Origin of the sequence: Siminovitchia jepli (genome assembly GCF_047228825.1) — a bacterium.
Classification (GTDB): Bacteria; Bacillota; Bacilli; order Bacillales; family Bacillaceae_C; genus Siminovitchia.
This window is the reverse complement of sequence record NZ_JBFEGN010000057.1, coordinates 1-25,887: the sequence shown is the minus strand read 5'-3', so window position 1 is coordinate 25,887 and position 25,887 is coordinate 1. Positions and strand designations below refer to the sequence as shown.

19 protein-coding genes and 1 tRNA gene are annotated in these 25,887 nt (G+C 43.9%); 16 read left to right on the top strand and 4 right to left on the bottom strand.

The window, feature by feature from the left end; genetic code table 11:
• The first annotated feature begins 91 nt into the window (after positions 1–91).
• Both AB1L08_RS15965 and AB1L08_RS15960 read left to right on the top strand, forming a co-directional pair.
• On the top strand, positions 92–1,150 hold the full coding sequence (locus AB1L08_RS15965) for an MFS transporter (protein ID WP_413065645.1): 1,059 nt from the start codon (positions 92–94) through the stop codon (positions 1,148–1,150).
• Between the two features lie 113 nt (positions 1,151–1,263).
• Positions 1,264–1,337: transfer RNA gene (locus AB1L08_RS15960), tRNA-Arg, on the top strand.
• Positions 1,338–1,628: 291 nt separating this feature from the next.
• Here the strand turns inward: AB1L08_RS15960 and AB1L08_RS15955 are convergent.
• A complete protein-coding gene (locus AB1L08_RS15955; protein WP_413065644.1) occupies positions 1,629–3,095 on the bottom strand; it encodes a 7TM diverse intracellular signaling domain-containing protein in 1,467 nt (488 codons plus the stop codon).
• A 957-nt stretch (positions 3,096–4,052) separates the two neighbouring features.
• Between AB1L08_RS15955 and AB1L08_RS15950 the strand changes: the two genes are divergently transcribed.
• Entirely contained in the window at positions 4,053–5,399 is a 1,347-nt protein-coding gene (locus tag AB1L08_RS15950; protein WP_413065643.1) for an N-acetylmuramoyl-L-alanine amidase, read from the top strand.
• A 233-nt stretch (positions 5,400–5,632) separates the two neighbouring features.
• The gene (locus tag AB1L08_RS15945; RefSeq protein ID WP_413065642.1) at positions 5,633–6,781 is read left to right on the top strand and encodes a saccharopine dehydrogenase family protein; all 1,149 of its coding nucleotides are present in this window, start codon (positions 5,633–5,635) and stop codon (positions 6,779–6,781) included.
• Positions 6,782–7,021: 240 nt separating this feature from the next.
• Here the strand turns inward: AB1L08_RS15945 and AB1L08_RS15940 are convergent, their stop codons facing one another.
• Complete coding sequence (locus AB1L08_RS15940; RefSeq protein ID WP_413065641.1) at positions 7,022–8,215, bottom strand: acyl-CoA dehydrogenase family protein; 1,194 nt, start codon at positions 8,213–8,215, stop codon at positions 7,022–7,024.
• Between the two features lie 12 nt (positions 8,216–8,227).
• Complete coding sequence (locus AB1L08_RS15935) at positions 8,228–9,415, bottom strand: CaiB/BaiF CoA transferase family protein (protein ID WP_413065647.1); 1,188 nt, start codon at positions 9,413–9,415, stop codon at positions 8,228–8,230.
• Positions 9,416–9,603: 188 nt separating this feature from the next.
• Here AB1L08_RS15935 and AB1L08_RS15930 point away from each other — a divergent pair, with 188 nt between their 5' ends.
• The 6 genes from AB1L08_RS15930 (at position 9,604) to yihA (ending at position 18,408) form a co-directional block, all read left to right on the top strand.
• Positions 9,604–10,587: a tetratricopeptide repeat protein gene (locus AB1L08_RS15930; protein WP_413065640.1), complete on the top strand. Its 984-nt coding sequence runs from the start codon at positions 9,604–9,606 to the stop codon at positions 10,585–10,587.
• Between the two features lie 129 nt (positions 10,588–10,716).
• Positions 10,717–12,006, top strand: coding sequence for a trigger factor (gene tig, locus AB1L08_RS15925; protein WP_413065639.1), 1,290 nt, complete (start codon positions 10,717–10,719; stop codon positions 12,004–12,006).
• A 284-nt stretch (positions 12,007–12,290) separates the two neighbouring features.
• Positions 12,291–13,541, top strand: a complete 1,251-nt coding sequence (gene clpX / locus AB1L08_RS15920) for an ATP-dependent protease ATP-binding subunit ClpX (RefSeq protein ID WP_413065638.1) — start codon at positions 12,291–12,293, stop codon at positions 13,539–13,541.
• 137 nt (positions 13,542–13,678) lie between these two features.
• Positions 13,679–15,346, top strand: coding sequence for an ATP-dependent protease LonB (lonB, locus tag AB1L08_RS15915; RefSeq protein ID WP_413065637.1), 1,668 nt, complete (start codon positions 13,679–13,681; stop codon positions 15,344–15,346).
• 204 nt (positions 15,347–15,550) lie between these two features.
• The gene (lon, locus tag AB1L08_RS15910; RefSeq protein ID WP_413065646.1) at positions 15,551–17,827 is read left to right on the top strand and encodes an endopeptidase La; all 2,277 of its coding nucleotides are present in this window, start codon (positions 15,551–15,553) and stop codon (positions 17,825–17,827) included.
• Positions 17,824–18,408: a ribosome biogenesis GTP-binding protein YihA/YsxC gene (gene yihA / locus AB1L08_RS15905; protein WP_413065636.1), complete on the top strand. Its 585-nt coding sequence runs from the start codon at positions 17,824–17,826 to the stop codon at positions 18,406–18,408. Before lon ends, yihA begins: the two co-directional genes overlap by 4 nt.
• Before the next feature lie 23 nt (positions 18,409–18,431).
• Here the strand turns inward: yihA and AB1L08_RS15900 are convergent, their stop codons facing one another.
• Positions 18,432–18,920 carry a LiaI-LiaF-like domain-containing protein gene (locus AB1L08_RS15900; protein ID WP_413065635.1) on the bottom strand — a complete coding sequence of 163 codons (489 nt, stop codon included), beginning with the start codon at positions 18,918–18,920 and terminating at the stop codon, positions 18,432–18,434.
• Positions 18,921–19,225: 305 nt separating this feature from the next.
• Here AB1L08_RS15900 and hemA point away from each other — a divergent pair, with 305 nt between their 5' ends.
• From hemA to hemL, 6 genes are read left to right on the top strand one after another with little or no spacing between them, the layout of a single operon-like run.
• Positions 19,226–20,581 (top strand): glutamyl-tRNA reductase, encoded by a 1,356-nt coding sequence (hemA, locus tag AB1L08_RS15895; protein ID WP_413065634.1) that lies wholly within the window; start codon positions 19,226–19,228, stop codon positions 20,579–20,581.
• A 12-nt stretch (positions 20,582–20,593) separates the two neighbouring features.
• Positions 20,594–21,424, top strand: a complete 831-nt coding sequence (locus AB1L08_RS15890) for a cytochrome c biogenesis protein (RefSeq protein WP_413065633.1) — start codon at positions 20,594–20,596, stop codon at positions 21,422–21,424.
• 27 nt (positions 21,425–21,451) lie between these two features.
• Positions 21,452–22,384 (top strand): hydroxymethylbilane synthase, encoded by a 933-nt coding sequence (hemC, locus tag AB1L08_RS15885; RefSeq protein ID WP_413065632.1) that lies wholly within the window; start codon positions 21,452–21,454, stop codon positions 22,382–22,384.
• The gene (locus tag AB1L08_RS15880) at positions 22,381–23,184 is read left to right on the top strand and encodes a uroporphyrinogen-III synthase (RefSeq protein ID WP_413065631.1); all 804 of its coding nucleotides are present in this window, start codon (positions 22,381–22,383) and stop codon (positions 23,182–23,184) included. The genes hemC and AB1L08_RS15880 overlap by 4 nt, the downstream gene beginning before the upstream one ends.
• The gene (gene hemB, locus AB1L08_RS15875; protein WP_413065630.1) at positions 23,184–24,167 is read left to right on the top strand and encodes a porphobilinogen synthase; all 984 of its coding nucleotides are present in this window, start codon (positions 23,184–23,186) and stop codon (positions 24,165–24,167) included. Before AB1L08_RS15880 ends, hemB begins: the two co-directional genes overlap by 1 nt.
• 16 nt (positions 24,168–24,183) lie before the next feature.
• Entirely contained in the window at positions 24,184–25,473 is a 1,290-nt protein-coding gene (gene hemL / locus AB1L08_RS15870; protein WP_413065629.1) for a glutamate-1-semialdehyde 2,1-aminomutase, read from the top strand.
• Positions 25,474–25,887: the final 414 nt, after the last annotated feature.

Below are 25,887 nucleotides of genomic sequence, written 5' to 3'. Positions count from 1 at the left end.
CCAGTCCGCAGCCAGAACCTCATCTGGAAAGGGAAAAGCACAAAGTACACACGCGCCATTGCGATTTGTCGCAATGGCACCGTGACCCTTTATGGTTACGGAACCTCCCCATTTCAATGGGGAGAGGTTTCAGCAGACAATCGACAAAAGACGACAAGCCTTTGGGATCAGCCTCTGGAGCTTATCTTCGGCGCTTGCTCCTGCAGTTGGCCCGGTCCTTGCCGGTGTTTTGATTGATTTGTTGGATTGGCGTGCATTATTTTATTTTAACTTGCCAATCGCTGCGATTGCGATCGTGATTGCTCTAAAAAATCTTCCTGAAACGGACTTGAGTGAAAAAACGCGTTTTGATCTTTGGGGGCTTTTCTTTTCCTTTGTCGGCAGCGTCCTTCTGCTGGCCGCTTTTGCAGAAGCGGGGGCATGGGGCTGGCTCGATAAAAGGACAATCTTGATGGTTTTGGCCGGGGCGATCCTGCTGGCCTTATTTGTGAAAAGGGAGCTTGCAGTTGAGTTTCCGCTGCTGAACTTCAGTGTGCTTGCCTACCGAAAATTTACATACAGCATTATCCTGAACGCTGTATTGTCTATTGCGCTTTATGCAGGGGCTTTTTTAATTCCCATCTTTTTGCAGACTTCTTTGGGTTTGGGCGCACTGCACACCGGATTGATCATGATGCCGAGCGCATTTGTGATGGCGCTGTTTACTCCTGTCACCGGAAAATTATATAATAGGGCTGGACCCTTGCCGCTTATTTTGGCGGGGCTTGCCATTATGGGCTTAGGCACCTATATGATGGGGAGCCTGACGCTTCAAACAACAGCTTTATACGTTATTATTTGGTCATCTGTCCGGTATCTTGGCATCGCGCTTTGCAACATGCCGATTTTGAATGTCGGAATGTCTGCGGTACCGCTGGATATCGCAGGGTACGCATCTGCGCTTAATAATTGGACGCGGCAATGCATCGCTTCTCTATCGATCGCCCTGTTTTCCGGGTTAATCGCTTATCGTTCCGCAGTTCACGGAGCCAACGGAGCCAATCCGGATGCAGCGTCTGCATTGGCGGCGGGTGATGTTTTTATGCTGTCACTCATTCCGCTCATCATTTCCTTGCCGCTGGCATTGTTGTTGAAAGAAAAAAGAGGATAAAAGGCCGTTTTTTGAAAGGAAAGCGGCCTGACTGTTTATTTTAAGGGCTCAAAAAAACTATTGACTTTAGTAAGCAGCGGCCATATAATTAATTATGTCTTTTAAAATAATATGTCCCAGTAGCTCAGCTGGATAGAGCAACAGACTTCTAATCTGTAGGTCGGGCGTTCGAATCGCTCCTGGGACGTCTTTGTATGTATTTGGGTAAAGATTGGCACCATGGAAAATACTCTGAAACATTGCTATGTCAACGTTTTGGAGTATTTTTATTTTTTTTGGGAATACGATGAAAAACGGTAGGTTTTAAAATTTTTTTACACAATTTTTACACAATCATCTCCTCGAAAGTGGTGACTGTTTCTTTTTCATCTCGCTCTTTCAATTCCTTTATGACATGGGCATAATAGAATAGTGTTGTTTTTCTTAATTTAATGCAGTGCAATTTTTTGAAAAGGAGGTAACCATGAAGCAAGTTTCTTTATTTGAAAACGATAATGATCCAAGCCGTCCTTTGGCCAGTAGAGTGCGCCCTCATAGTTTGGATGACTTCGTTGGGCAAAACGACCGTATTTATATTCACATTTTGCTTCTCCAAGCGAATGCCTTTTTCTTTTATCCGGGTTATGTCAATTAAATCGTTTAGCATGAGCGCCATTCGACGTCCAATGGTGATCAGGAGCTCCAAGTTATTTTTGGTATTTGCGTTCAATTGGTTTTTTTGATCGCTTACAATCGATTCGGCGATATTGATAATACCATGAAGTGGATTCCGCAGCTCATGGGAAGTGTTGGCAAGGAATCGATCTTTTAATTGGTCTTCCTGTTGCGGCTTATTGTAAAGCGCTTCTTTTTCTTCCGTTTCTTGGAAAAATTGTTTAAACCAATAGGTAGAAAAAAGAACTACGGCAAATATTAAATCGTATGGATAGAACGATGAATAATGGACGATGCCCAATGAGCGCAAAATGCCCCATCCAAGGCTGGAAACAATACTAACCGCTGCAAGTAAAATGAACAATACATCCCTTTTTTCTTTGGTGATTAACTTAAAGATAAGTACAGTAATCGTGGCAAAAGAAATGAGTAATAACACAAAATTATATTCCGAAAAACCGGTATATGCAGCAGGTAAAATAATGACGAAAATCCCGCTCAATAAGCATAGAAATGATAAATAATCAAGAGCTTTATATTTATATTGGGCAAAAAACATATGCTTAATAAATTGCAGTAAACAGGCAGCCAAAGCCACATATGAAAATTTTAAGATTTTTAGAAACCATTCATAATTCAGGGGGATTAAGTTTAATAGCAAGCGATCATCATCGAGAACAACACAGATGCCAAAAAAGAAAATACCGAGAGCGAAGAAGAGCAATTCTTTTCTCTTCGGTCTTAATGAAAACAAAATAAAAGCATACAAACTATGGATAAGCATTATTACAAGGACCAAAAATTGCATGGCTGCAGAAAAGGAAAATTCTTTATGTATTGTATTTAGATTTCCGAATTTGATCGATTTATGAATCCCGCCCGCTCCAACGTGATCATAATTGGATGCATGAATGAGCAGTTCAATCTCTCCGTGCCGATTTGGCTTTAACACGGATGAAAATGTAAGGGCACTTCCTGTATGATGTTCCGGGGTGGTGGAAGGAACGCCTATTTGTTCGGTCAATTTGCCGTTTACAAATAGTTTTGCCGCGGTTCGAATAGAACGAATACGCATGCCGTAAACTTGTTTACTATCTTTTGGGACGAGAATTTTTAAACGGTAGGTTCCGAAGCCGTATGCGGGGTTCTTTTCCCCGGTAAAGAACCTGTTCCACTTGCCGGGAACGGATATCATCTTGCCATCAGCCTGCGAACTTTCTTCGGGGTCAAGAAAAGTGTTCGGAAAAAACTCCCATTCCCCATCTAATTGAATCGTTTTATTCTCTTCCATATTCCACTTCCTTAGATCCAGAATACCTTGAACAGCCTTGGGTTGATCGAATGAGTGATCATGGAATAACCAAAACACTCTAAAACAGGTTAATATGAGAAAAAACAAACATGCAATCAAAAGTGTTTTTGTTTTTATGACTTTGGCCATGAAACGATCACCTTACCTTTTACATGGATAAATGGAATATTAACTTTCCTTTTTCTTTTTTATCCCAATACTTTTTCCTAACCTACACTATAAACAGTATGCCGGCAACAACGACTAACAACAAATTTGTGCATGTTATAAACAACTTATTTATAGTATACCGGCTATGACTTTGTATTGGTGAATACAATGTATCTCTGAAAAGCAAAGAACTGGATGACAACCAAAAGAACAAGTGCCCTTCCTCTTCAATCAATTTCATCTCCATTGGCTGCTCCAATCGAATCCTATTCAATGACTCTTCTTCATTTAGGCCGGCAACAATACATCCTGGCGGTTCAGGAAATGTTATGGGGATCTTATCATCGGCGTAATCAAACACCGCCGGAAAAAGATATCAATCTTTTAACATTTATCTATAAACCAACATTTGCAAAGAGGCTATGAAAACCTGATTTAAAAGGCGAAACTACAGTAGTACCCTTTGGACTCATATAGAACGAGAGTATACTCTCTGCTCTATCCCCCAATTCATCACGCCATTACTTCACTTAGCTCTGCAATGACAAGTTACTGCTGAATGTTGAATTGGCTGTAGCTTGAAAAGAACAAACAAGCTGGTCTTAATTAAAAATCCATTAAAAGGACCGATATAAAAAATATAATAAGAATCGGAAATGGAGCGAATAGATTTCTTCCGATCAAGATATGCCGTATTTTTGGGGCCAAATTGCACATGTCAGAGGTTGCCTAAGGCAAGTTTAAATCCATTTTTATTTGTTGATCAACTTGAAGGAGCGTTCCGGGATGAAAAGAAAATTTGTTTTAATGGTAATGGCGATAGCATTGGTGGTTGTTCCGTATGGCAAAGTGGCTGAAGCCCAATCCGCAAAGAAAGTCGTCATTGATGCGGGGCATGGGGGAAAGGATACTGGGGCAACCGGAAACGGATTGCGTGAAAAGGATCTCACCTTAAAAATAGCTCAAAAGGTTAATCGAATTTTGACCAACAACTATGTTGTCAATGCGAAAATGACACGCAATTCCGATGTTTCCTTAACATTGGACAAGCGGACGGATTTTGCAAATCGCTGGGGAGCCGATTTATTCCTTTCCATTCATATCAATTCCGGCAGTGGAACCGGTTATGAAGATTATATACATACCACATCTCCTCCAACATCCGAGGATAAAAAGGTGCAAACGGAGATAAACAAAGAAATCAAAAAGGTTCTTGAGGAGTATAAAAAAATCAACCGCGGACAAAAAAAGGCAAACTTTTACGTATTGAGAGAATCAAAGATGGCCTCTGTATTACTTGAAATACTTTTCATTGACAATAAATCAGATGCAAAGTTATTAAAAAACGAACAGTTTCTAAACGATATGGCAGAAGCGATCGCAACAGGTGTTGCCAAGGCGTTAGCTTTGGAGAAGAAAGACAATAGCGTGACTGGAACTTCTGCCGTTCCAGAAGGCAAGATTGTCGTTTCAAAGGCGGGTGGCACTTACGTTGTAACTGCAAGTTCAGTCCCTGTCCGGGCAGGCGACGGGACGAATTATCCTGTTGTGGGTTCTTTGAGAAAAAATGAACAGGTGAACGTAACAGGGGTGACTTCCAAGGGATGGTATCAGGTCACATTTAAAGGGAAGGCGGCTTATGTAAGCAAAACACATTTGAAACTAAAACCTGCGCAAAAACAAAAAAGCGAGCCAATTAAGGTGGCCAAAGCAAGCGGTACATATATTGTAACTGCCAACTCGTTGAACGTTCGTTTAGGAAATGGCTCAAGTTACCGTTCTCTTGGTATTTTAAAAAAGAATGATCAAGTACATGTAACAGGCAAAACATCGAACAATTGGTATCGAATGACTTTGAACGGAAAAACAGGCTATGTGAGCGGGGCTTATTTGAAGAAAAAGCCGGTACCGAAACAAAAAAATGCAATGAAAGTTACAAAAGCAAGCGGCACTTATAAAGTCACTGCAAGCACATTAAATGTACGTTCAGGAAATGCGGCCTCTTACTCAAAGATTGGCAGTTTGGCCCGGGGGACTAAAGTTAAAGTAACAGGCAAAACCTCAAACGGCTGGTATCGCATCAACCATAAAGGTAAAGTAGGTTATGTAAGCGGCAAGTATTTGAAGAGGTAGATAATGGGAGATGTTCCTATGGCTGCTGCTATTGGGCTCGGCATTTCTTTTGTCTTCATGTCCCAACCGCTTTCATCAAAGCTTTTAAACGAGTTGGATATAAAGCGACTCAGCCCCATGGAATGTTCTTTTTGACCATTTGATTTCCAACTCTCTTCCTAATTCACTCGCAAGCTTTAATTCTTCCTTGCCTGCAAGCATAAAATGATAAAAAGCGGGAAAGGGGAAGAGGTATGCGTGCAGCAGTGTTGGGAGCAGGATTGATGGGGAAGGAAGCGGCGCGGGATCTTGTAAAAGGTAAACAGGTTGATGAAGTGGGCTTGGCGGATATCGACCGGGAACGCGCAGAGGGAGCGTGCCGCCAAATAAACTCCCCAAAATTAAAGGCGTTCCAATTGGATGCAGACAACCCACAGGAACTTGTACAGTTTTTAAAAAATTATGATGTTGTCCTTAACGCTCTTTTTTATTCATTTAATGAAAAGGTTGTAAAAGCGGCAATTGAAGCCGGTACGAGTGCGGTCGATCTCGGGGGGCACATTGGACAGATGACCGATAAAGTTCTTGCGCTTCATGAGGAAGCAAAAAGGGCGGATATTACCGTGATTCCCGATCTTGGAGTGGCTCCCGGGATGATCAATATATTGTCCGGTTATGGGGCCGGCAAAATGGACTCTCCGCAATCGATCAAATTATATGTCGGCGGCATCCCACTCCGGCCGGAGCCTCCGCTTGAATATCATCATGTTTTTTCATTGGAAGGGCTGCTTGATCATTATACGGATCCGTCCATGATTATCCGCGATGGCAAAAAGCAGGAAATTCCTTCGTTGTCAGAAGTGGAGCCGGTTTATTTTGAAAAATTCGGGCCGTTGGAAGCATTTCATACGTCAGGAGGAACATCTACTCTATCCGGATCATTTCCGGAATTAAACACATTGGAATATAAAACGATCCGCTATCCGGGCCATCGGGACAAATTTAAATTGCTTGTCGATCTTCATTTAACCCGGAATGACCACTGTGTACAATTAGGTGAAATAAAGGTAAAGCCGCGTGATGTCTTGCTGAAAGTCCTCGGCCCCATCATGGAATTGGGGGACAGGGATGACGTTGTCCTGCTTCGTGTAGTCGTTTCAGGTGAAAAGGACTCGAAAAGAAAAACATTTTCCTACGAGATGGTGACGTATAAAGACCGCCGGGAAAACGTGACGGCCATGGCGCGTGCAACCGCCAATACAATATCTGTCGTGGCACAAATGATCGGTAATGGCATCATTCAAAAAAGGGGCGCGTTTCCTCCGGAGCAGATTGTTCCCGGTGATCTGTATTTAAAAGAAATGGCTAAACGAAAAGTGTATATTAAAGAAGCCGTATATTAATCTGAAAGGGAAATTTGGGTGAATACTTGAATGAAAAAAACGGGCCAAAATTGCTTTGGTCCGTTTCTCTCATACATATAAGCATATCATTCAAATTTCATGCATATATGTTAATTTCGTGCATACAATTCAACATTCATGCAAAGAGCCAATCCGTAAATCATCCAGTGATCATGCAAAGCAGCCGGCAATATTCAATCATCGAACTGTATGCAACCTGTCTGAAGCAGCTCCCGAAGCCTATTCCTCAAACGGCCAAGCCGGGAGCATTTTATTTAACGGCTTATCTTCCCTGTAGCCCAATACATAATCAGCCTGCATGATCGTATGGATTTCACGCGTTCCTTCATATATAACAGGAGCCTTGGAGTTTCTTAAATAGCGTTCGACGGGATATTCGTTGGAATACCCGTAAGCTCCATGAATTTGCACCGCATCGTCTGCCGCTTTGTTGGCAAAATCGCAGGCTTGCCATTTGGCGAGCGACGTTTCCCGTGTATTTCTGACACCTTTATTTTTCAACTCCCCGGCACGGTATACGAGCAGCCGGCTCATTTGCAGGCCTGCTTCCATATTTGCAAGCATTTGCTTGACAAGCTGATGGTCCCCGATCTTCTTCCCAAACGTTTCTCTTTCATGACAATATTTTACACTTGCTTCCAAACAGGCCATAATGAGACCGCACGCGCCTGCAGCTACGGTAAAACGGCCATTGTCCAGTGCAGACATGGCAATTTTAAAGCCTTCTCCTTCCTCGCCCAGCAAATTTTCTTTCGGTACTTTCAGATTTTCAAAAAATATTTCACCGGTATTGCCCGCCCGTATCCCCAATTTTCCTTTGATTGCCTTGGAAGAGAACCCTTCCATCGTTCTTTCTACGATAAATGCGGAAATGCCGTGATGTTTTTTGCTTTTATCCGTGTAGGCAAAAACAAGGAAGTGATCGGCGACGTCACAAAGTGAGATCCACGTTTTTTGGCCGTTTAAAACATAATAATCTCCATCCCTGACAGCGGTAGACTGCAGCGCAGCAACGTCCGATCCGGCATTCGGTTCCGTCAAGCCAAACGCTCCAATCTTTTCTCCTTTTGCCTGCGGCACCAAATACTTCTGCTTTTGCTCCTCCGTTCCCCATTGAAGCAGTGTCATGCTGTTTAAGCCGGTATGTACGGATACCGCGGTACGAAAAGCCGTATCTCCTCTTTCAAGCTCTTCACACACGATGGCGAGGGAATTATAATCCATGCCGCTGCCGCCATATTTTTCCGGTATGCATACTCCCATTAATCCGAGGCCGGCAAGCTTCGTAATAATTTCCGGGTTAAACTCTCCGTTGGCATCCCATTCGCCGATATACGGCATAATCTCTTTGTCCACAAAGCTGCGTACTGTTTTTCTCAATAACATTTGTTCTTCGGTAAAGTCAAAATTCAATGGGAACCCTCCTCAAACGATATTGTTCATTTTAAAAAAATCTATTTGATCTTCGCCATAGCCGAGAGCCTGCAAAATTTCATCTGTATGCTCCCCGGCATCCGGCGGGTAATGTGCAACCGCTGCCGGCGTTCGTGAAAGCTTCAGCGGACTTCCGATCATTTTGATTTCCCCGGCAGTCGGGTGATTCATGGAGCGGAACATGTTCCTTGCCTGAAGCTGGGGATCGTTTTCCAATTGATCCATGCTTTGAATCGGTCCGCAAGGAATGTTTTTCTCGCGAAAACGTTCGATCCATTCGGCAGCCGTTTTCGTCAATAGTTTCGTTTGCAAAAGCGGTATAAGCTGATCGCGATGTTCAACCCGTTTTGGATTGGTAAGAAACCTTTCATCGCCAGCCAAATGCGGAGCGCCCAGAAGCTCGCATAATGCCGTAAATTGCTTATCATTGCCGACAGCAATGACAATGTCATCGTCCTTGGTCGAAAAAGTTTGATACGGGACGATGTTGGCGTGTTCGTTTCCAATCAGCTTTGGAGCTATCCCTGACATTAAATAATTGCTGGCCATATTGATTAAAGCACTCACTGCACTGTCATATAGGGCCATGTCAATTTTTTGCCCCAACCCCGAATGCTGGCGTTCAATCAGGGCCGCCTGGATGGCAATGCAGGCATATAAACCGGTCAGGACATCGGAAATGGCAACACCTGTTTTTTGGGGGCCGGAACGCTCGTTACCCGTAATGCTCATGAGGCCGCTCATCGCCTGGATAATAAAATCATAACCGGCTAAATGCTTATACGGTCCCGTCTCCCCAAACCCGGTAATGGAGCAGTAAACGATTCCGGGATTTATTTTTTTCAAAGCTTCATAGCCCAATCCGAGGCGTTCCATCGTTCCGGTTTTAAAATTGTTTATAATCACATCGCTTTTTTGAACGAGCTTTTTAATGATCTCAATGCCTTCGTCAGTTTTTAAATTGACGGTTATGCTTTTCTTGTTCCGGTTTGCACATAAATAATAAGCACTCACTCCTTTTTTGAACGGAGGGCCCCATTTTCTCGTTTCGTCCCCTCCGCCGGGCGCCTCCACTTTAATGACTTCGGCTCCCAAATCTCCCAAAATCATGGAACAATAAGGTCCGGCAAGAACTCGTGATAAGTCAAGGACTTTGATACCTCTTAGTGCTCCAGCCAGTGAATATCCCTCCTTCCAACCAATGGATGAAAAATTTGGTGCATTTTGTCCCATATATGTATATTCTATTAAAATTTCAAATATTCCTTCCTGTCCGGGTGCTTTTTATGTTTGTCTTTGGGGGAGGCACGTGCTAAACTAATTTTTACTACTGATTCAGGTTGTTCGAATGATAAGAAGGGATAGAAATGAAAAAAGACAACGTCATCCTCTTTCCGGGTTTAGGAGAGAGGCTGTTCCGCAAGGGGATTGACTGCCTGGAAAATCACCAATATGCAGATGCGGTACAATTGCTTCAACAGGCAAAAGAAATGGCGCCTGAAGACCCCCAAATCAGCAAAGCACTCGTGATCGCCCTTTATGAAAAAGGCGATTATGGAGAAGCAAAAGGCATTGCCAAAGAGATGCTGCTTCAAGGAACGGGAGATTTCTATGAAGTATTTGACCTGTATTTAATGATTTTAATACAATTACATAGGCATGACGAAGTGGTTCTGACACTGGAAACGCTTTTTGAGGAGCAGCATGTTCCGGAAGATAAGAGAGAACATTATCAAACCCTTTTGAATTTTAGTAAGAAAACGGCTGTCAATAAAAAGGCCGATTCCGCCGAAAAACATCTATCTGGCAGCCTATTCAAAGGGAGTCTTCAGGAACAGGTTGTAAAGCTCAGTTCGCTTGCAGATAAAAATATTCAGCCCTATTTCAAAGCGCTCATCGCTTTGTTGAAGAATAATCAGTCCCATCCGTTTTTACAGACGGTCGCTTTGAATGTTTTGAAAGAACACCGGATCGACCAAAAAGTGGAAGTAAGAAAACTTGGTTTTTCCGGTGTATTCAATCCGTCGAAACTTCCGGAATTGACCGAAACCGTTTTTTTTCAATCTGTGCAATCAGAACTTGAAAAAAAGCTTGAGCATGAAAACCCTGTTTTAATGATGCAAGTCAAAGAAATCATTAAACGCCATCAGTTCCTCCTGTATCCATTTGAACCCGAAGAAGATAAATTGCTGCTGTGGACAGCCGCCTACCACGGATACAGCCAATCGATGTACGGGGAAAGCTGGAACAAAACAACGGCAGCGGAAAAACTGGGCGTGGAAGAGACAGAGCTTGATCAAGTCCTCTCTTTCCTGGACCGGCTTGAACGGGTATCAGAGCGAATGGACTAAGTGCATCCCTTTTCACAAAAATAATATTATGTTACAATGTAATGGTTATGCCAATGTCAGTAACATCAAAAGATACAAGGTTTACATAATCTTAAATACTGAAGTATTCGTAGTTGGAGGTAATGGAATATGTCAGCAAAATGGGAAAAGTTAGAAGGAAATAAGGGAATCCTGACCGTTCAGGTGGATGAGGGCACGGTCAATAAAGGTCTTGACGAAGCTTTTAAAAAAGTTGTCAAGCAAGTGTCCATTCCCGGCTTCCGCAAAGGAAGAGTTCCGCGTTCCTTATTTGAAAAACGTTTCGGTGTGGAAGCTCTTTATCAGGATGCACTTGATGTCATTCTACCTGAAGCTTACACGGCTGCAATAGAAGAAACCGGGATCGAGCCGATTGACCAGCCGGAAATTGACATTGAACAAATGGAAAAAGGAAAAGAGTTAATTTTTAAAGCAACTGTTCAAGTGAAGCCGGAAGTAAAACTTGGTGATTATAAAGGCCTGGAAGTGGAGAAAATGGATACTGAAGTAACAGACGAGGAAGTCGAGAACGAGTTGAAAACACTCCGGGAACGCCAGGCTGAGCTCGTTGTCAAGGAGGAAGGAAAAGCTGAAGAGGGCGATACCGTCGTCATTGACTTTGAAGGCTTTGTTGACGGAGAACCGTTCGAAGGCGGCAAGTCTGAGAACTATTCTCTTGAAATAGGTTCAGGTGCATTTATTCCCGGCTTTGAAGAACAGCTCGTCGGGGTTGAACCCGGCGAGGAAAAAGATGTGGAAGTCACATTCCCTGAGGAATACCATGCGGAAGAATTGGCTGGAAAGCCGGCTGTTTTTAAAGTGAAAGTTCATGAAATTAAAGCGAAAGAGCTTCCCGAGCTGGACGATGAATTTGCAAAAGATGTCGATGAAGAAGCTGAAACGCTTGATGAGTTAAAGGCGTCGATCAAGGAACGGTTAACGAAAAGCAAGGAGCAGGAAGCGGATCAAAAGCTGCGCGACGCGCTCGTTGAGAAGGCTACGGAAAACGCTGAAATTGACTTGCCTGAAGTGATGATCGAAAATGAACTGAAGAACATGATGCGGGAGTTCGAACAACGCCTGGAAATGCAAGGCATGAATCTTGATTTGTATTACCAATTTTCCGGCCAGGATGAAGAAGCGCTTCGCAGCCAAATGAAAGAAGACGCGGAAAAACGCGTTCGCATGAATTTAACGCTTGAGGCAATCTCCAAAGCCGAAAACCTCGAAGCAAATGACGAAGATGTTGATCAAGAGCTTCAAAAAATGGCAGATATGTACAATATGTCCGTCAAAGATATTATAAAAGCATTTAACGGAAACCTTGACCACATAAAAACGGACTTGAAAATTCAAAAAGCAGTCGAATTTCTTGTTGAAAACAGTAAAACTAGTGCATAATATAAATAGACATAACACTCATTCATTGAACATACGATAGGAAAAACAAGGCGCGGGGTGATTTCGTGCCTTGTTTTATACCAATTACAGAAATGCCCAATGATCTTTCAAACATACATAATGAATGCAGTAACCTATTGAGAGAGACTACATAACACGATTTCATGAGCGAAAAATTGTATATTTTATAAAAAAGTATGCTACAATGCAATACATAACTATTTAACAGCCGCATCATTTCCACGATGAAACCAGCGTATAGTTATTAAAGGGGTGAGAGTTCATTGTTTAAATTCAATGAGGAAAAAGGACAATTAAAGTGTTCCTTTTGTGGAAAAACACAGGAGCAGGTTCGTAAACTGGTTGCCGGACCAGGTGTATATATATGTGATGAATGCATAGAGCTCTGCACCGAAATCGTTGAGGAAGAGCTCGGGACAGAAGAGGAATTTGAGTTTAAGGATATCCCAAAGCCGCGGGAAATTCGCGAAATTTTAAAAGAATATGTAATCGGCCAGGAACAGGCAAAAAAATCACTTGCCGTTGCGGTTTATAACCACTACAAACGGATTAATTCCAACAGTAAAATTGATGATGTGGAATTGACGAAAAGCAACATCTGTTTAATTGGACCGACCGGCAGCGGGAAAACGCTTCTTGCCCAAACCCTCGCCCGTATTTTGAATGTACCGTTTGCGATTGCTGATGCGACTTCTTTGACTGAAGCGGGTTATGTCGGGGAAGATGTCGAGAACATATTATTAAAATTAATCCAAGCCGCAGATTATGATGTGGAGAAAGCGGAAAGAGGCATCATTTATATTGACGAGATTGACAAAATCGCCAGAAAATCGGAAAATCCTTCCATTACGCGTGACGTATCCGGAGAAGGCGTTCAACAGGCACTCTTGAAAATATTGGAAGGAACCGTTGCAAGTGTTCCCCCTCAAGGAGGAAGGAAACATCCCCACCAGGAATTTATTCAAGTGGATACAACGAATATTCTCTTTATATGTGGAGGGGCATTTGACGGGATCGAACAGATCATCAAACGCCGTCTTGGGCAAAAAGTGATTGGTTTCGGATCCGATAATCAAGGGGATGAGGTTGAGGAAAAAGGATTGCTGTCCAAAGTGCTGCCGGAAGACCTGCTGCAGTTTGGGCTAATCCCGGAATTTATCGGGCGGCTTCCTGTTATTTCCAGCTTGGAACCTCTTGATGAAGATACGCTCGTCGAAATCTTGACGAAACCGAAAAATGCGCTCGTCAAGCAGTACCAAAAAATGCTTGAGCTTGATAATGTTGAATTGGAGTTTGAAGAGCAGGCACTCCGTGAAATTGCCAAAAAAGCCATCGAAAGAAAAACCGGGGCGCGCGGACTTCGCTCGATTATCGAGAGCATCATGCTGGATGTCATGTTTGATCTTCCTTCGCGTGAAGACATAAAAAAATGCATTATTACAAGAGATTCCGTTTTAAACGACCTGCCTCCAAAACTCGTGCTGGAAGACGGTACGATTTTAAAAGGGGCATAATATTACAAGGGAGCAGAAATGCTTCCTTTTTTATTGAACAAAAAGCAAAACATCGTCTATCTTAAAAACACCGTTTATTCCTGATCGCCTACGGAGATACTACCCATATGCAAAAAAAGTGATCAGGAGGGAAGGCGATGAACTGGACAGTTATTGTTTTGTTCATTCAATTATTTTTTGGGACAGTGATCGGGCTCTATTTTTTTAACTTGCTTAAAAACCAAAGAACCCAAAAAGTAACGATTGATCGCGAATCGAAAAAAGAAATGGAACAACTGCGCAAAATGCGCGCCGTTCAATTAACAGAACCGTTGTCTGAACGTGTCCGCCCATCAAGCTTTGCCGAGATCGTCGGCCAGGAGGATGGAATAAAAGCGCTGCGGGCAGCCCTCTGTGGTCCCAACCCCCAGCATGTCATTATTTATGGTCCGCCGGGAGTCGGAAAAACGGCCGCTGCCAGGCTTGTTCTTGAAGAAGCGAAAAAAAATCCGCGGTCCCCCTTCCGGTCAAATGCTGTATTTGTGGAGCTTGATGCGACTACGGCCCGATTTGATGAACGGGGAATTGCCGACCCGTTAATCGGATCCGTGCATGATCCTATTTATCAAGGAGCAGGTGCGATGGGCCAAGCCGGAATTCCGCAGCCCAAGCAGGGAGCTGTCTCGAATGCCCATGGCGGCGTTTTATTTATTGATGAAATCGGTGAACTTCATCCGATCCAAATGAACAAGTTGTTGAAGGTTTTGGAGGACAGGAAAGTATGTTTCGAAAGTGCCTATTACAGTGAAGAAAACAATCAAATTCCCGCCCATATTCATGACATATTTCAAAGGGGGCTCCCTGCCGATTTCAGGTTAATCGGCGCTACCACCAGGACCCCGGGTGAAATCCCGCCGGCCATCCGTTCGCGTTGCATGGAGGTTTTCTTCAGGGAGCTTGATCGGTACGAAATCATGAAGGTGGCAAAAAACGCAGCGAATAAAGTCAAGCTCTCCATTTCGGAAAAGGGCCTTTCCACCCTGTCTGCCTTTGCTTCCAGCGGCCGGGAAGCCGTAAATATGATACAAATTGCTGCAGGAATTGCCATTACCGAGAACAGGGACCATATTCTCGATTCCGATTTGGAATGGATCGTGCAAGCGAGCCAATTAACACCGAATTATGAAAAGAAAATAGGTAAAAAGCCCGCGGTTGGAATCGTCAATGGACTGGCGGTTACGGGGCCTAACAGAGGCGCGCTTCTTGAAATAGAAGTCATGGTCATTCCTTCCAATGGAACAGGATCGATCAACATTACCGGGATCGTCGAGGAAGAAAGCTTCAATGGCCAGGGAAAATCGGTTAAACGCAAAAGCATGGCGAAAGGTTCATTGGAAAATGTTTTAACATCATTAAGGTCCATGGGGATTCCGGCACATCAATATGATATTCATGTTAACTTTCCTGGAGGCATTCCGATCGACGGACCTTCAGCCGGAGTGGCGATGGCAGCAGGCATTTATTCTGCTGTTTATAAATTGCCCGTGAAAAACACAGTAGCCATGACCGGGGAAATCGGTATCCAGGGGGATGTGAAACCGGTTGGAGGGATATATTCAAAAGTAAAAGCTGCCAAACGGGCCGGAGCCAAAACAGTGCTGATTCCGAAAGAAAACATGCAAGCGATTTTAAAAGACATTCAAGACATTGAAATCGTCCCTGTTTCAAGAATTGAAGAGGCATTTTCCGCGGCGTTCGTAAACAACACCGAACATGAATTTGTTTTTCCGGATATATTTGAAGAGAACAGCAAAAAGAGTGTTTAATGAAACCTGCTCATTAGAATGAAATTTATATTCTTGGGTTCAGCACATACGACAATGCCTGTTCCTCGACATATACTGTCTCCATAAGCTAAAATGATATAAGCGGTACAGAGAGCCTTCGTATAAAGAAGGCACATTATTGGGAGGTGCACGAATGTGACGAAACAAACAGAATCGTTCGTTCCCCTGCTTCCATTGCGTGGAATGCTTGTGTTCCCTACAATGGTTTTGCATCTTGATGTCGGAAGGGAACAATCCGTACAAGCATTGGAACAGGCGATGCTCACCGACCATCTTATTTTTTTGACGACTCAAAAAGATACATCCATGGATGAGCCTGGTGAGGACGATATATATAAAATGGGAACGCTGACGAAAGTCAAGCAAATGCTCAAGCTCCCAAATGGCACGATCCGTGTTCTTGTGGAGGGGCTTTCCCGCGCTATGATGAAAAAGTATATTCCCAGGGAAAATTACGTTGCAGCCGATTTGGAGATTTTTGAAGATGAGGAGGAAAAAGACGCTGAAATCCAGGCATTCATGAGAACGATGCTTGATTATTTTGAACAATATATCAAGCTTTCCAAAAAAATATCGGCTGAAACGTTTTCAACCGTTTCCGATATAGAAGAGCCCGGCAGAATGGCAGACATCATCGTTTCACATTTGCCTTTAAAATTGCAGGACAGGCAGCAAATTCTTGAAACGATTGATGTGAAAGAAAGACTCGGCAAAGTGATTGAAATTATCCACAATGAAAAAGAAGTCCTTCATTTGGAGAAAAAAATCGGGCAGCGGGTTAAACAATCCATGGAAAGGACCCAAAAAGAATACTATTTGCGGGAGCAGATGAAAGCGATCCAAAAAGAGCTCGGCGAAAAAGAAGGCAAAACAGGCGAAATTGCTGAGCTTACGGAAAAAATTGAGAAGGCCGGCATGACTGAACATGCCAAGATGACCGCACTCAGGGAGTTGGACCGATATGAAAAGGTTCCCGCCACATCGGCAGAAAGCTCGGTGATCAGAAATTATTTGGATTGGCTAATCGCTTTGCCATGGACAAAAGCGACGAAAGATGATTTGAATATCAAAAAAGCGGAGAGAATCCTTGAGCGTGATCACTATGGCTTGAAGCACGTAAAGGAGCGGGTACTGGAATATTTGTCGGTCAAGCAATTGACAAAATCATTGAGAGGCCCCATTCTATGCTTGGTCGGCCCTCCGGGTGTCGGCAAGACAAGCCTTGCCCGTTCCATCGCCGAATCAATGGGGAGAAACTTTGTAAGAGTTTCACTTGGCGGCGTACGGGATGAATCTGAAATCAGAGGCCACAGGCGGACCTATGTTGGGGCGATGCCCGGACGAATCATTCAGGGAATGAGAAAAGCGGGTACGACAAATCCTGTCTTCCTTCTGGATGAAATCGATAAAATGTCCAACGATTTTCGCGGCGATCCTTCTTCTGCCATGCTGGAAGTGCTTGATCCGGAACAAAACAAGACGTTCAGCGATCATTACATCGAAGAAACATACGATCTTTCCAATGTGATGTTTGTCGCTACAGCCAATGACCTGGCGACCATTCCGGGTCCATTGCGCGACCGGATGGAAATCATTACGATTGCGGGATATACGGAAATCGAAAAAATTCATATTGCAAAAGATCATTTATTGCCAAAACAAATTCAAGAGCATGGGCTAACTAAAAGCCAAATTCAAATAAAAGAAGGCGCCATCAGGGCCATCATCCGTTACTATACGAGGGAAGCCGGCGTTCGCGAACTGGAAAGACAGCTTGCCTCGATTTGCAGAAAAGCGGCAAAAATCATTGTCTCCGGTGAAAAGAAACGAGTGATTGTCACAGAAAGAAATTTGGAGGAATTGCTGGGCAAGAAAAAGTACAGGTACGGCCAAGCAGAAATGGAAGACCAGGTAGGTGTGGCCACAGGGCTTGCATATACAACAGTTGGCGGCGATACGCTTCAAATAGAAGTCTCGCTCACGCCGGGTAAAGGAAAGCTCATATTAACCGGAAAGCTTGGCGATGTCATGAAAGAATCTGCCCAGGCTGCGTTTAGTTATGTCCGGTCCAAAGCGGAAGAATTGAAACTTGCCGATGATTTTCACGAAACATGTGATGTACACATTCATGTTCCGGAAGGAGCGGTACCCAAAGACGGTCCTTCCGCAGGAATTACGATCGCGACTGCCCTCGTGTCAGCATTGACCGGCCGCAATGTCAAAAAGGAAGTCGGCATGACCGGAGAAATTACACTCAGAGGCAGAGTGTTGCCAATCGGCGGTGTAAAAGAAAAAGCGATGGGCGCCCACCGTGCAGGCTTAAAAACGATTATACTGCCAAGGGACAATGAAAAAGACATTGAAGAAGTTCCGGAAAGTGTGCGCACGACTCTGACATTTTATCCCGTATCCCATATGGATGAAGTGCTGGAATTGGCTTTGACAGGAGAGGCAAAATGAATGTAAACAACGTTGAACTGGTGATTAGTGCCGTTAAGCCGGAACAATACCCTGATGAAGGTCTGCCGGAGTTTGCCCTTGCCGGCAGATCCAATGTGGGGAAGTCCTCTTTCATTAATAAGATGATCAACCGCAAAAGCTTGGCCCGAACCTCATCCAAACCGGGCAAAACGCAGACCTTAAACTTTTACAAAATTGAAGAGCAACTATTTTTTGTAGACGTTCCAGGTTACGGGTATGCGAAGGTATCAAAAAAAGAGCGGGAAGCCTGGGGGAAAATGATAGAAACGTATTTTACGAGCAGAAAAGAGCTGAAAGCCGTTCTGCTGATTATCGATTTGCGTCATCCGCCTACAAAAGATGATGTCCTCATGTATGATTTTTTAAAGTATTATAAGCTGCCTTGTGTTGTCATCGCCACAAAAGCGGATAAAATTCCGAGGGGCAAGTGGCAAAAACACGCCAAAATGGTAAAGGAAACATTGAATTTGCAACAAGAAGACAAAATCATCGTCTTTTCTTCGGAGACAGGAGAAGGCAAAGACAAGGTATGGAAAATACTGGGGAATTTTCAAAAATAACATTCAGGAACATATCCTGAATGTTATTTTTTTCCCCGGACAAATAGAAAATACAATCCGAGAGCAACAAAAAATAATGGCCAAAAGTTCCCGACGATTGACAGATCATGTCCTTTGGCGGCAGCCCAATGAGTCAATTTGTCAAAAAACAGAAGCAGGGTTGCAGCCATTAAAAAAAGCAGCCCCGGCATAAAGCCCGATCCTGTTTTTACATACGTCAGCAGCAATCCGATTGAGACGAGAAGCAGGAACACTCCGGCATGGTCCTGAAAAAGCTCAAATTTATGTACGACATGAAAGTGGATGCCGATTCCTGTAAGAATGGTTCCCGGCAAAATAAATTCATAATCCTTTTGTTTATAGGCTTGGGCAATAAAGCCGATGCCCAAAATCAGCACTAAAGTCGGCCATGTGTATAACCCGTCGGTGAATTGTACATGATATTGTTGTAACAGGAAGTAAAGGCCAAAGCCCAAAAAAACAATTCCAGAAAAAATTCCCTTTTTTGTCAAAATTACTCACATCCAACATTTTTTCATTGATTTCAACATGTTTATTTGATATGTTTCAGTAGGATAAGCCCCTGGTGCCCAACGATGAAGGTTTTTCACAGCAGGCAGATCATGGGCTGCGGCACCTAGCCCCTTAGGCCATAAGCCATTCAATGCGCCGCTATACTGTCTTGTGGGGCTGATCAGTCGCCTCGCACTTAAATATACCATATGTTTCGGTTTCTGTTCACATCTTTTTTAGAATTCTTCTAATCTACATGGTATACTGTTGGTAGTGAGCAATTACATGGAGGTGCCTATTTCATATGCACATCATCGTTGTAGGTTTAAATTATCAAACGGCTCCCGTGGAGATCAGGGAGAGGCTTGCTTTTGCCGAAAATGATTTATCTTCCGCCATGCTGGAGTTAAAAGGCAGAAAAAGCATTCTCGAAAATATGATCGTATCTACCTGCAACCGGACGGAAGTTTATGCAGTCGTGGATCAGCTCCATACGGGACGTTATTATATAAAACAATTTTTGTCTGACTGGTTCCAAATTGACCAAAACAAATTTAAAGAGCATTTATTTATTTATGAAAATGATGCAGCTGTCAAGCATCTGTTTAAAGTAGCATGCGGCCTGAATTCCATGATCCTGGGAGAAACCCAAATTTTGGGACAGGTCCGAAACAGCTTTCTATTGGCGCAAGAGAACGGGACAAGCGGGACCGTGTTTAATCATTTGTTAAAACAGGCCGTTACATTGGCCAAACGTGCCCATTCCGAAACGGACATTGGAGCGAATGCCGTATCTGTCAGCTATGCTGCGGTGGAGATTGCCAAAAAGGTTTTCGGCCATTTAAAGGACAAGCATGTGTTGATTATCGGGGCAGGAAAAATGAGTGAGCTGGCGATTAAAAATTTATATGCCAACGGTGCCACGAAAGTAACGGTCATTAACCGGACATTTGAGAGAGCGAAAACATTGGCCGATCAATTTGCCGGACATGCCAAATCTTTGAAGGAACTGCAATGCACCGTCATGGATGCGGATATTGTGATCAGTTCAACAGGGGCAAAAGAATACATTCTGACAAGCGACATGATGGCTGTAATGAAAAAGATGAGAAAGGGCCGCCCGCTGTTTCTTGTCGATATTGCAGTGCCGCGTGATGTTGATCCTGCCATAACCCAACTGGAGAATGTCTTTTTATACGATATCGACGATTTGGAAGGAATCGTCCAGGAAAATCTTGCGGAGCGGAAAGCGGCTGCCGAGAAAATCTTGGTCATGATTGATGATGAACTTTCACAATTCAAAGAGTGGCTGAACATGCTTGGTGTCGTTCCGGTCATTGCTGCACTAAGAGAAAAAGCTTTATCCATCCAGGCTGAGACAATGAAAAGCATTGAACGGAAACTGCCTGACTTAACGGAGCGTGAAAGAAAGGTATTGAATAAACATACGAAAAGCATTATTAACCAGCTGTTAAAAAATCCGATTCTGCAAGTGAAGGAATTTTCGGGAGAACAGGATGCAGCCGAAAAAATAGCTCTTTTCAAACAAATTTTTGACTTGAATGTAGATGAGTTACCGGAAGGCGAGCGGGAGCCGGAAAAAAGCGCAGCCAAGAATGCAATCCGGTTTTCCACACCGCTGCCTACATTCCACTCATAAGAGGAGAATGCGATGATTGAATTCATATTGGCGAGGCTCCCGGAAGTGGTTATTGTCATATATGCGATCTCCATCCTGCTTTACTTTATTGATTTTGTGCAACAAAACCGGGAAGCAAGCCGGCTTGCTTTCCGGTTGCTTTCGATTGTTTGGATTCTTCAAACAATCTTTTTGTTTATATATATGTACCATGCCGGAAGGTTCCCGGTGCTGACCCTTTTTGAGGGATTGTATTTTTATACGTGGGTGCTCGTCACGCTGTCACTGGGCATTCAAAAAATTTTTCAGGTAGATTTCACTGTTTTTTTCACCAATATCATTGGCTTTATTTTTATGGCGATTCACGCTTTTGCACCCGCGCAAAGCTTTGCCGTTTCAGCGGAACAGCTGATGTCCGAATTGCTCTTCATTCATATTACGATGGCCATATTATCGTATGGTGCTTTTTCCATATCTTTTGTTTTTTCCATGCTGTATTTGTTTCAATACAATTTGCTCAAGAGGAAAAAATGGAGAAAAAAGTTATGGAGAATAACGGATTTGGCGAAGCTTGAGAAGAGTTCCTTTGCATTAAATGTCATCGGGGTGCCGATGCTTTTATTAAGTGTCATCCTCGGGCTCCGATGGGCAGTTATGAAACTCTCAGTCTTTCATTGGTATGATCCCAAAATTATTGGCTCCTTTGCGTTGTTGGGCATTTACGGGTTCATCCTTTATCTTCATATGAAAAAACAACTGTATGGACGGAAATTGGCTTTATGGAATACCGCAGCTTTTTTGCTTGTCTTGATTAATTTTTTCCTGAATAGCCGTTTATCCACTTTTCATTATTGGGATTCCTAATTTTCATGTCGTTTGGAGGCAATATAAATGAGAAAAATTGTGATTGGTTCAAGGACAAGCAAGTTGGCTTTAACGCAAACGAATTGGGTGAAAGAACAGCTCGAAAAGCTTGGTGCCCCATTTGAGTTTGAGGTAAAAGAAATTGTCACAAAAGGCGACCGTATCCTCGACGTAACCTTATCAAAAATAGGCGGAAAAGGGCTGTTTATCAAGGAGATTGAGCAGGCCATGTATGACGGGGAAATTGATATGGCCGTTCACAGCATGAAAGACATGCCAGCCGTATTGCCGGAAGGGTTGACGATCGGATGCATTCCCCCGCGTGAAGACCATCGTGATGCCTTTATTTCAAAAAGTGGTTTAAAGCTGAAAGAGCTTCCTCCCGGATCAATTGTTGGAACGAGCAGCTTGAGAAGAAGCGCCCAGATTCTTGCCAAAAGGCCAGATTTGGAAATCAAATGGATACGCGGCAATATAGATACACGTCTTGCCAAGCTGGAAACGGAAGCGTATGACGCAATCATTTTGGCTGCTGCAGGATTAATCCGAATGGGTTGGAGTGATAAAATCGTCACCGAGTATTTGGATCCCGATGTTTGTTTGCCGGCTATCGGGCAAGGGGCCCTTGCCATTGAATGCCGGGAAAATGACCAAGAACTGCTTGCAGAGTTGGCCAAACTTACGTGTCAAAAAACAGCGAAAACGGTTCATGCAGAGCGTGCATTTCTCGACAAAATGGACGGCAGCTGCCAGGTGCCAATCGGCGGGTATGCAAAAATCATTGACAATGGGGAAATTGAATTAACGGCGCTCGTTGCTTCACCCGACGGAAAAATCCTTTACAATGAAATCATGAAAGGGACTGATCCGGTGAAAGTCGGTGTAGAAGCGGCAAAAAGCTTAATTGAGCAAGGTGCGGGTAAGTTGATCGAGAAGGTAAAGAAGGAACTGGACCAATGACGGAAGGGCATCCATTAAAAGGAAAGCATGTCCTGATTACAAGAGGGGGAGAGCAAGGGGACAAATTTTGCCATGATGTCGCCTCCGCAGGTGGAATTCCCTACATGGTGCCCTTGATTGACTTTCGACCATATGAAGACTTGAATGCTCCCGGCTTTATCCATTCGCTTGACCGGTATGATTGGATTATTTTTACAAGCCGGAATGGGGTAAAATACTTTTTTCACCATATTGATCATTTACGCGAATCATTTGAACTGATGAAAAAGAATATTCGCTTTGCTGCAGTAGGGGAAAAAACGAGGGCGGAACTAAGGCGATATCATATTTCCGCCGAATTTATGCCGAACGTTTATACTGCTGAGGATTTCGGCCGCGAATTTTTTCTGCACGGGTATACAGCAACACGGGTGCTCATTCCCAAGGGAAACCTGGCAAGCAAAACGGTTGCAGCGCATTTTCGCAGCCGCGGCATTATCGCTGACGAATGGATTGTGTATGAAACGTTTTATCCGACGAAGGATACGAACAGGCTTGTGCACATTTTGCGGGAAGACCGGTTGGATGCGGCATGTTTTACCAGTCCCTCCACTTTTCATCACTTCATGAAAGTGGTAAACCAGTATCATTTACGCGAACATGCTGGTAAAATCAATATGGCCAGTATTGGCAAAGTGACGAAAAAAGCGATCGAGGAAGAAGGATTTTCTGTGACAATTTGTCCCGATACATATACAATTGACGCGATGTTCCATGAGCTGTGTCAATATTTCGGGCAAAAAGAAAGGAAAGAATCATAATGGAACCCATTCAGTTTAAACGCCACCGGAGGCTGCGCAGATCTCCCGGCATAAGAAGTATGGTAAGGGAAACCCATCTTCATCCCGAGGATTTCATTTACCCTCTTTTTATCGCAGAAGGTGAGAACAAACGAAATGAAGTTTCTTCGATGCCTGGTGTGGATCAAATTTCATTGGATTTATTAAAAGACGAACTTGACGAACTTGTTTCACTTGGCATCCAATCGGTCATTTTGTTTGGGGTACCCGATGAAAAAGATGATTGCGGTACCGGTGCTTATGATGATCAGGGAATCGTTCAAAAGGCGACACGCGTGATCAAAGAACATGCGCCGGAAATGCTGGTTGTGGCAGATACGTGCTTGTGTGAATATACGGATCATGGGCATTGCGGCATCGTGGAAAACGGAATGATTTTGAACGATCCAAGCCTTGAACTGCTCGTTCAGACCGCAGTCAGCCAGGCGAAAGCAGGTGCAGACATGATCGCCCCTTCCAATATGATGGATGGCTTTGTAGTTGCGATCAGAAAAGGGTTGGATGAAAACGGGTTTCAGGATATTCCGATTATGTCCTATGCCGTCAAATATTCCTCTGCCTTTTATGGACCGTTTCGGGATGCGGCCAATAGTGCACCTCAATTCGGAGACAGGAAAACATATCAAATGGACCCGGCCAACAGGTTGGAAGCCCTTCGGGAGGCTGAGTCGGATATCGAAGAAGGCGCCGACTTTTTGATCGTGAAACCCGCGTTATCCTATCTTGACATTATCCGGGATGTAAGAAACAACTTCAATGTTCCGGTTGTTGCCTATAATGTAAGCGGGGAATACTCGCTCATTAAAGCTGCGGCCCACAATGGCTGGATCGATGAGCGGGCCACTGTTTTGGAAATGTTGACGAGCATCAAGCGTGCCGGAGCTGATATCATCATCACTTATTTTGCAAAAGATGCCGTGAAATGGCTTCAAGAGGATAGATAAATAGGAGGTTTTACGGATGCGGTCTTACAATCGATCAAAGAAAGCATTTAAGGAAGCGGAAACGTTGATGCCAGGCGGCGTAAACAGCCCTGTCCGCGCATTTAAATCAGTGGAAATGGACCCGATTTTTATGGAACGGGGAAAGGGTTCCCGTATATACGATATTGACGGAAACGAATATATTGATTACGTGCTGTCATGGGGGCCGCTTATTTTGGGACATGCCGATGACCAAGTCGTGTCGGCCATCAAGGAGACAGCCGAGAAGGGAACAAGCTTCGGGGCATCAACATTGGTGGAAAATAAGCTTGCCAAGCTTGTAAAGGAACGCGTTCCGTCTATCGAAGTGATACGGATGGTCTCATCAGGAACCGAAGCGACCATGAGTGCCTTGCGGCTTGCAAGAGGCTACACAGGCAGGAATAAAATCATCAAGTTTGAAGGCTGCTACCATGGCCATGGTGATTCCCTGCTGATTAAGGCAGGCTCGGGCGTCGCTACCCTCGGTTTGCCCGACAGCCCCGGGGTACCGGAAGGCGTAGCCAAAAATACGATTACTGTTCCGTACAATGATCTGGATAGCGTACGGGTTGCTTTTGAACAGTACGGGGAAGATATCGCCGGTGTCATCGTGGAGCCGGTCGCAGGCAATATGGGTGTCGTTCCACCCGTTGAAGGTTTTCTCGAAGGCTTGCGCAATCTGACGACGGAATACGGCGCTGTACTTATTTTTGATGAAGTGATGACAGGCTTTCGTGTCGATTACCATAGTGCGCAAGGCTTTTATGGCATTACTCCTGATATTACCTGTCTCGGGAAAGTGATTGGCGGGGGCCTTCCTGTTGGCGCGTACGGAGGAAGAGCGGAGATGATGAAGCAAATTGCGCCGAGCGGTCCCATTTACCAAGCGGGCACCCTATCCGGAAATCCGCTTGCCATGACAGCTGGCTATGAAACACTTGTCCAGCTTACGCCGGAATCCTACGAGGAATTTAACCGGAAGGCCGAAAGGCTTGAAAAAGGGTTGGCGGAAGCTGCCAGCAAATATGATATTCCGCATACAATCAATCGTGCCGGATCCATGATTGGCTTCTTTTTTACAAATGAAAATGTAACGAACTATGACAAAGCCAAAACGAGCGACTTGTCTCTCTTTGCCGCTTTCTACAAAGAAATGGCCAACAACGGCATCTTCTTACCGCCTTCACAGTTTGAAGGATTATTTTTATCAACAGCCCATACAGATCAAGATATTGAAAAAACAGTGGACGCAGCAGAGCGGGCATTTGCCGCCCTTGCCAAATAAGAGGATCGGGATAGTAATCTGCACCGTAACTGACAGAAACATTTCTGACAGTTGGGGTGCTTTTTTTACTAAATTGGGCAAATCGTGATCCTCTGTCAAGGTTGTATTTTCTCAAAGTTGCGGGTATTTTTATAAAGTTGTGAGTATTCCCTTCCAAGTTACGAGTATTTCTAAAAAGTTGTGAGTATTTCCATCGAAGTCGTGAGTATTCCTCAAATATGTGAGTATTCTCATCGAAGTCGCGAGTATTTTTACAAAGTTACGAGTATTCTCTTCCAAGTAGCGAGTATTTTCTACAAAGTTGCGAGTATTCCATCGAAGTCGCGAGTATTTTTACAAAGTTGTGAGTATTCCCTTCCAAGTTACGAGTATTTCTAAAAAGTTGTGAGTATTTCCATCGAAGTCGTGAGTATT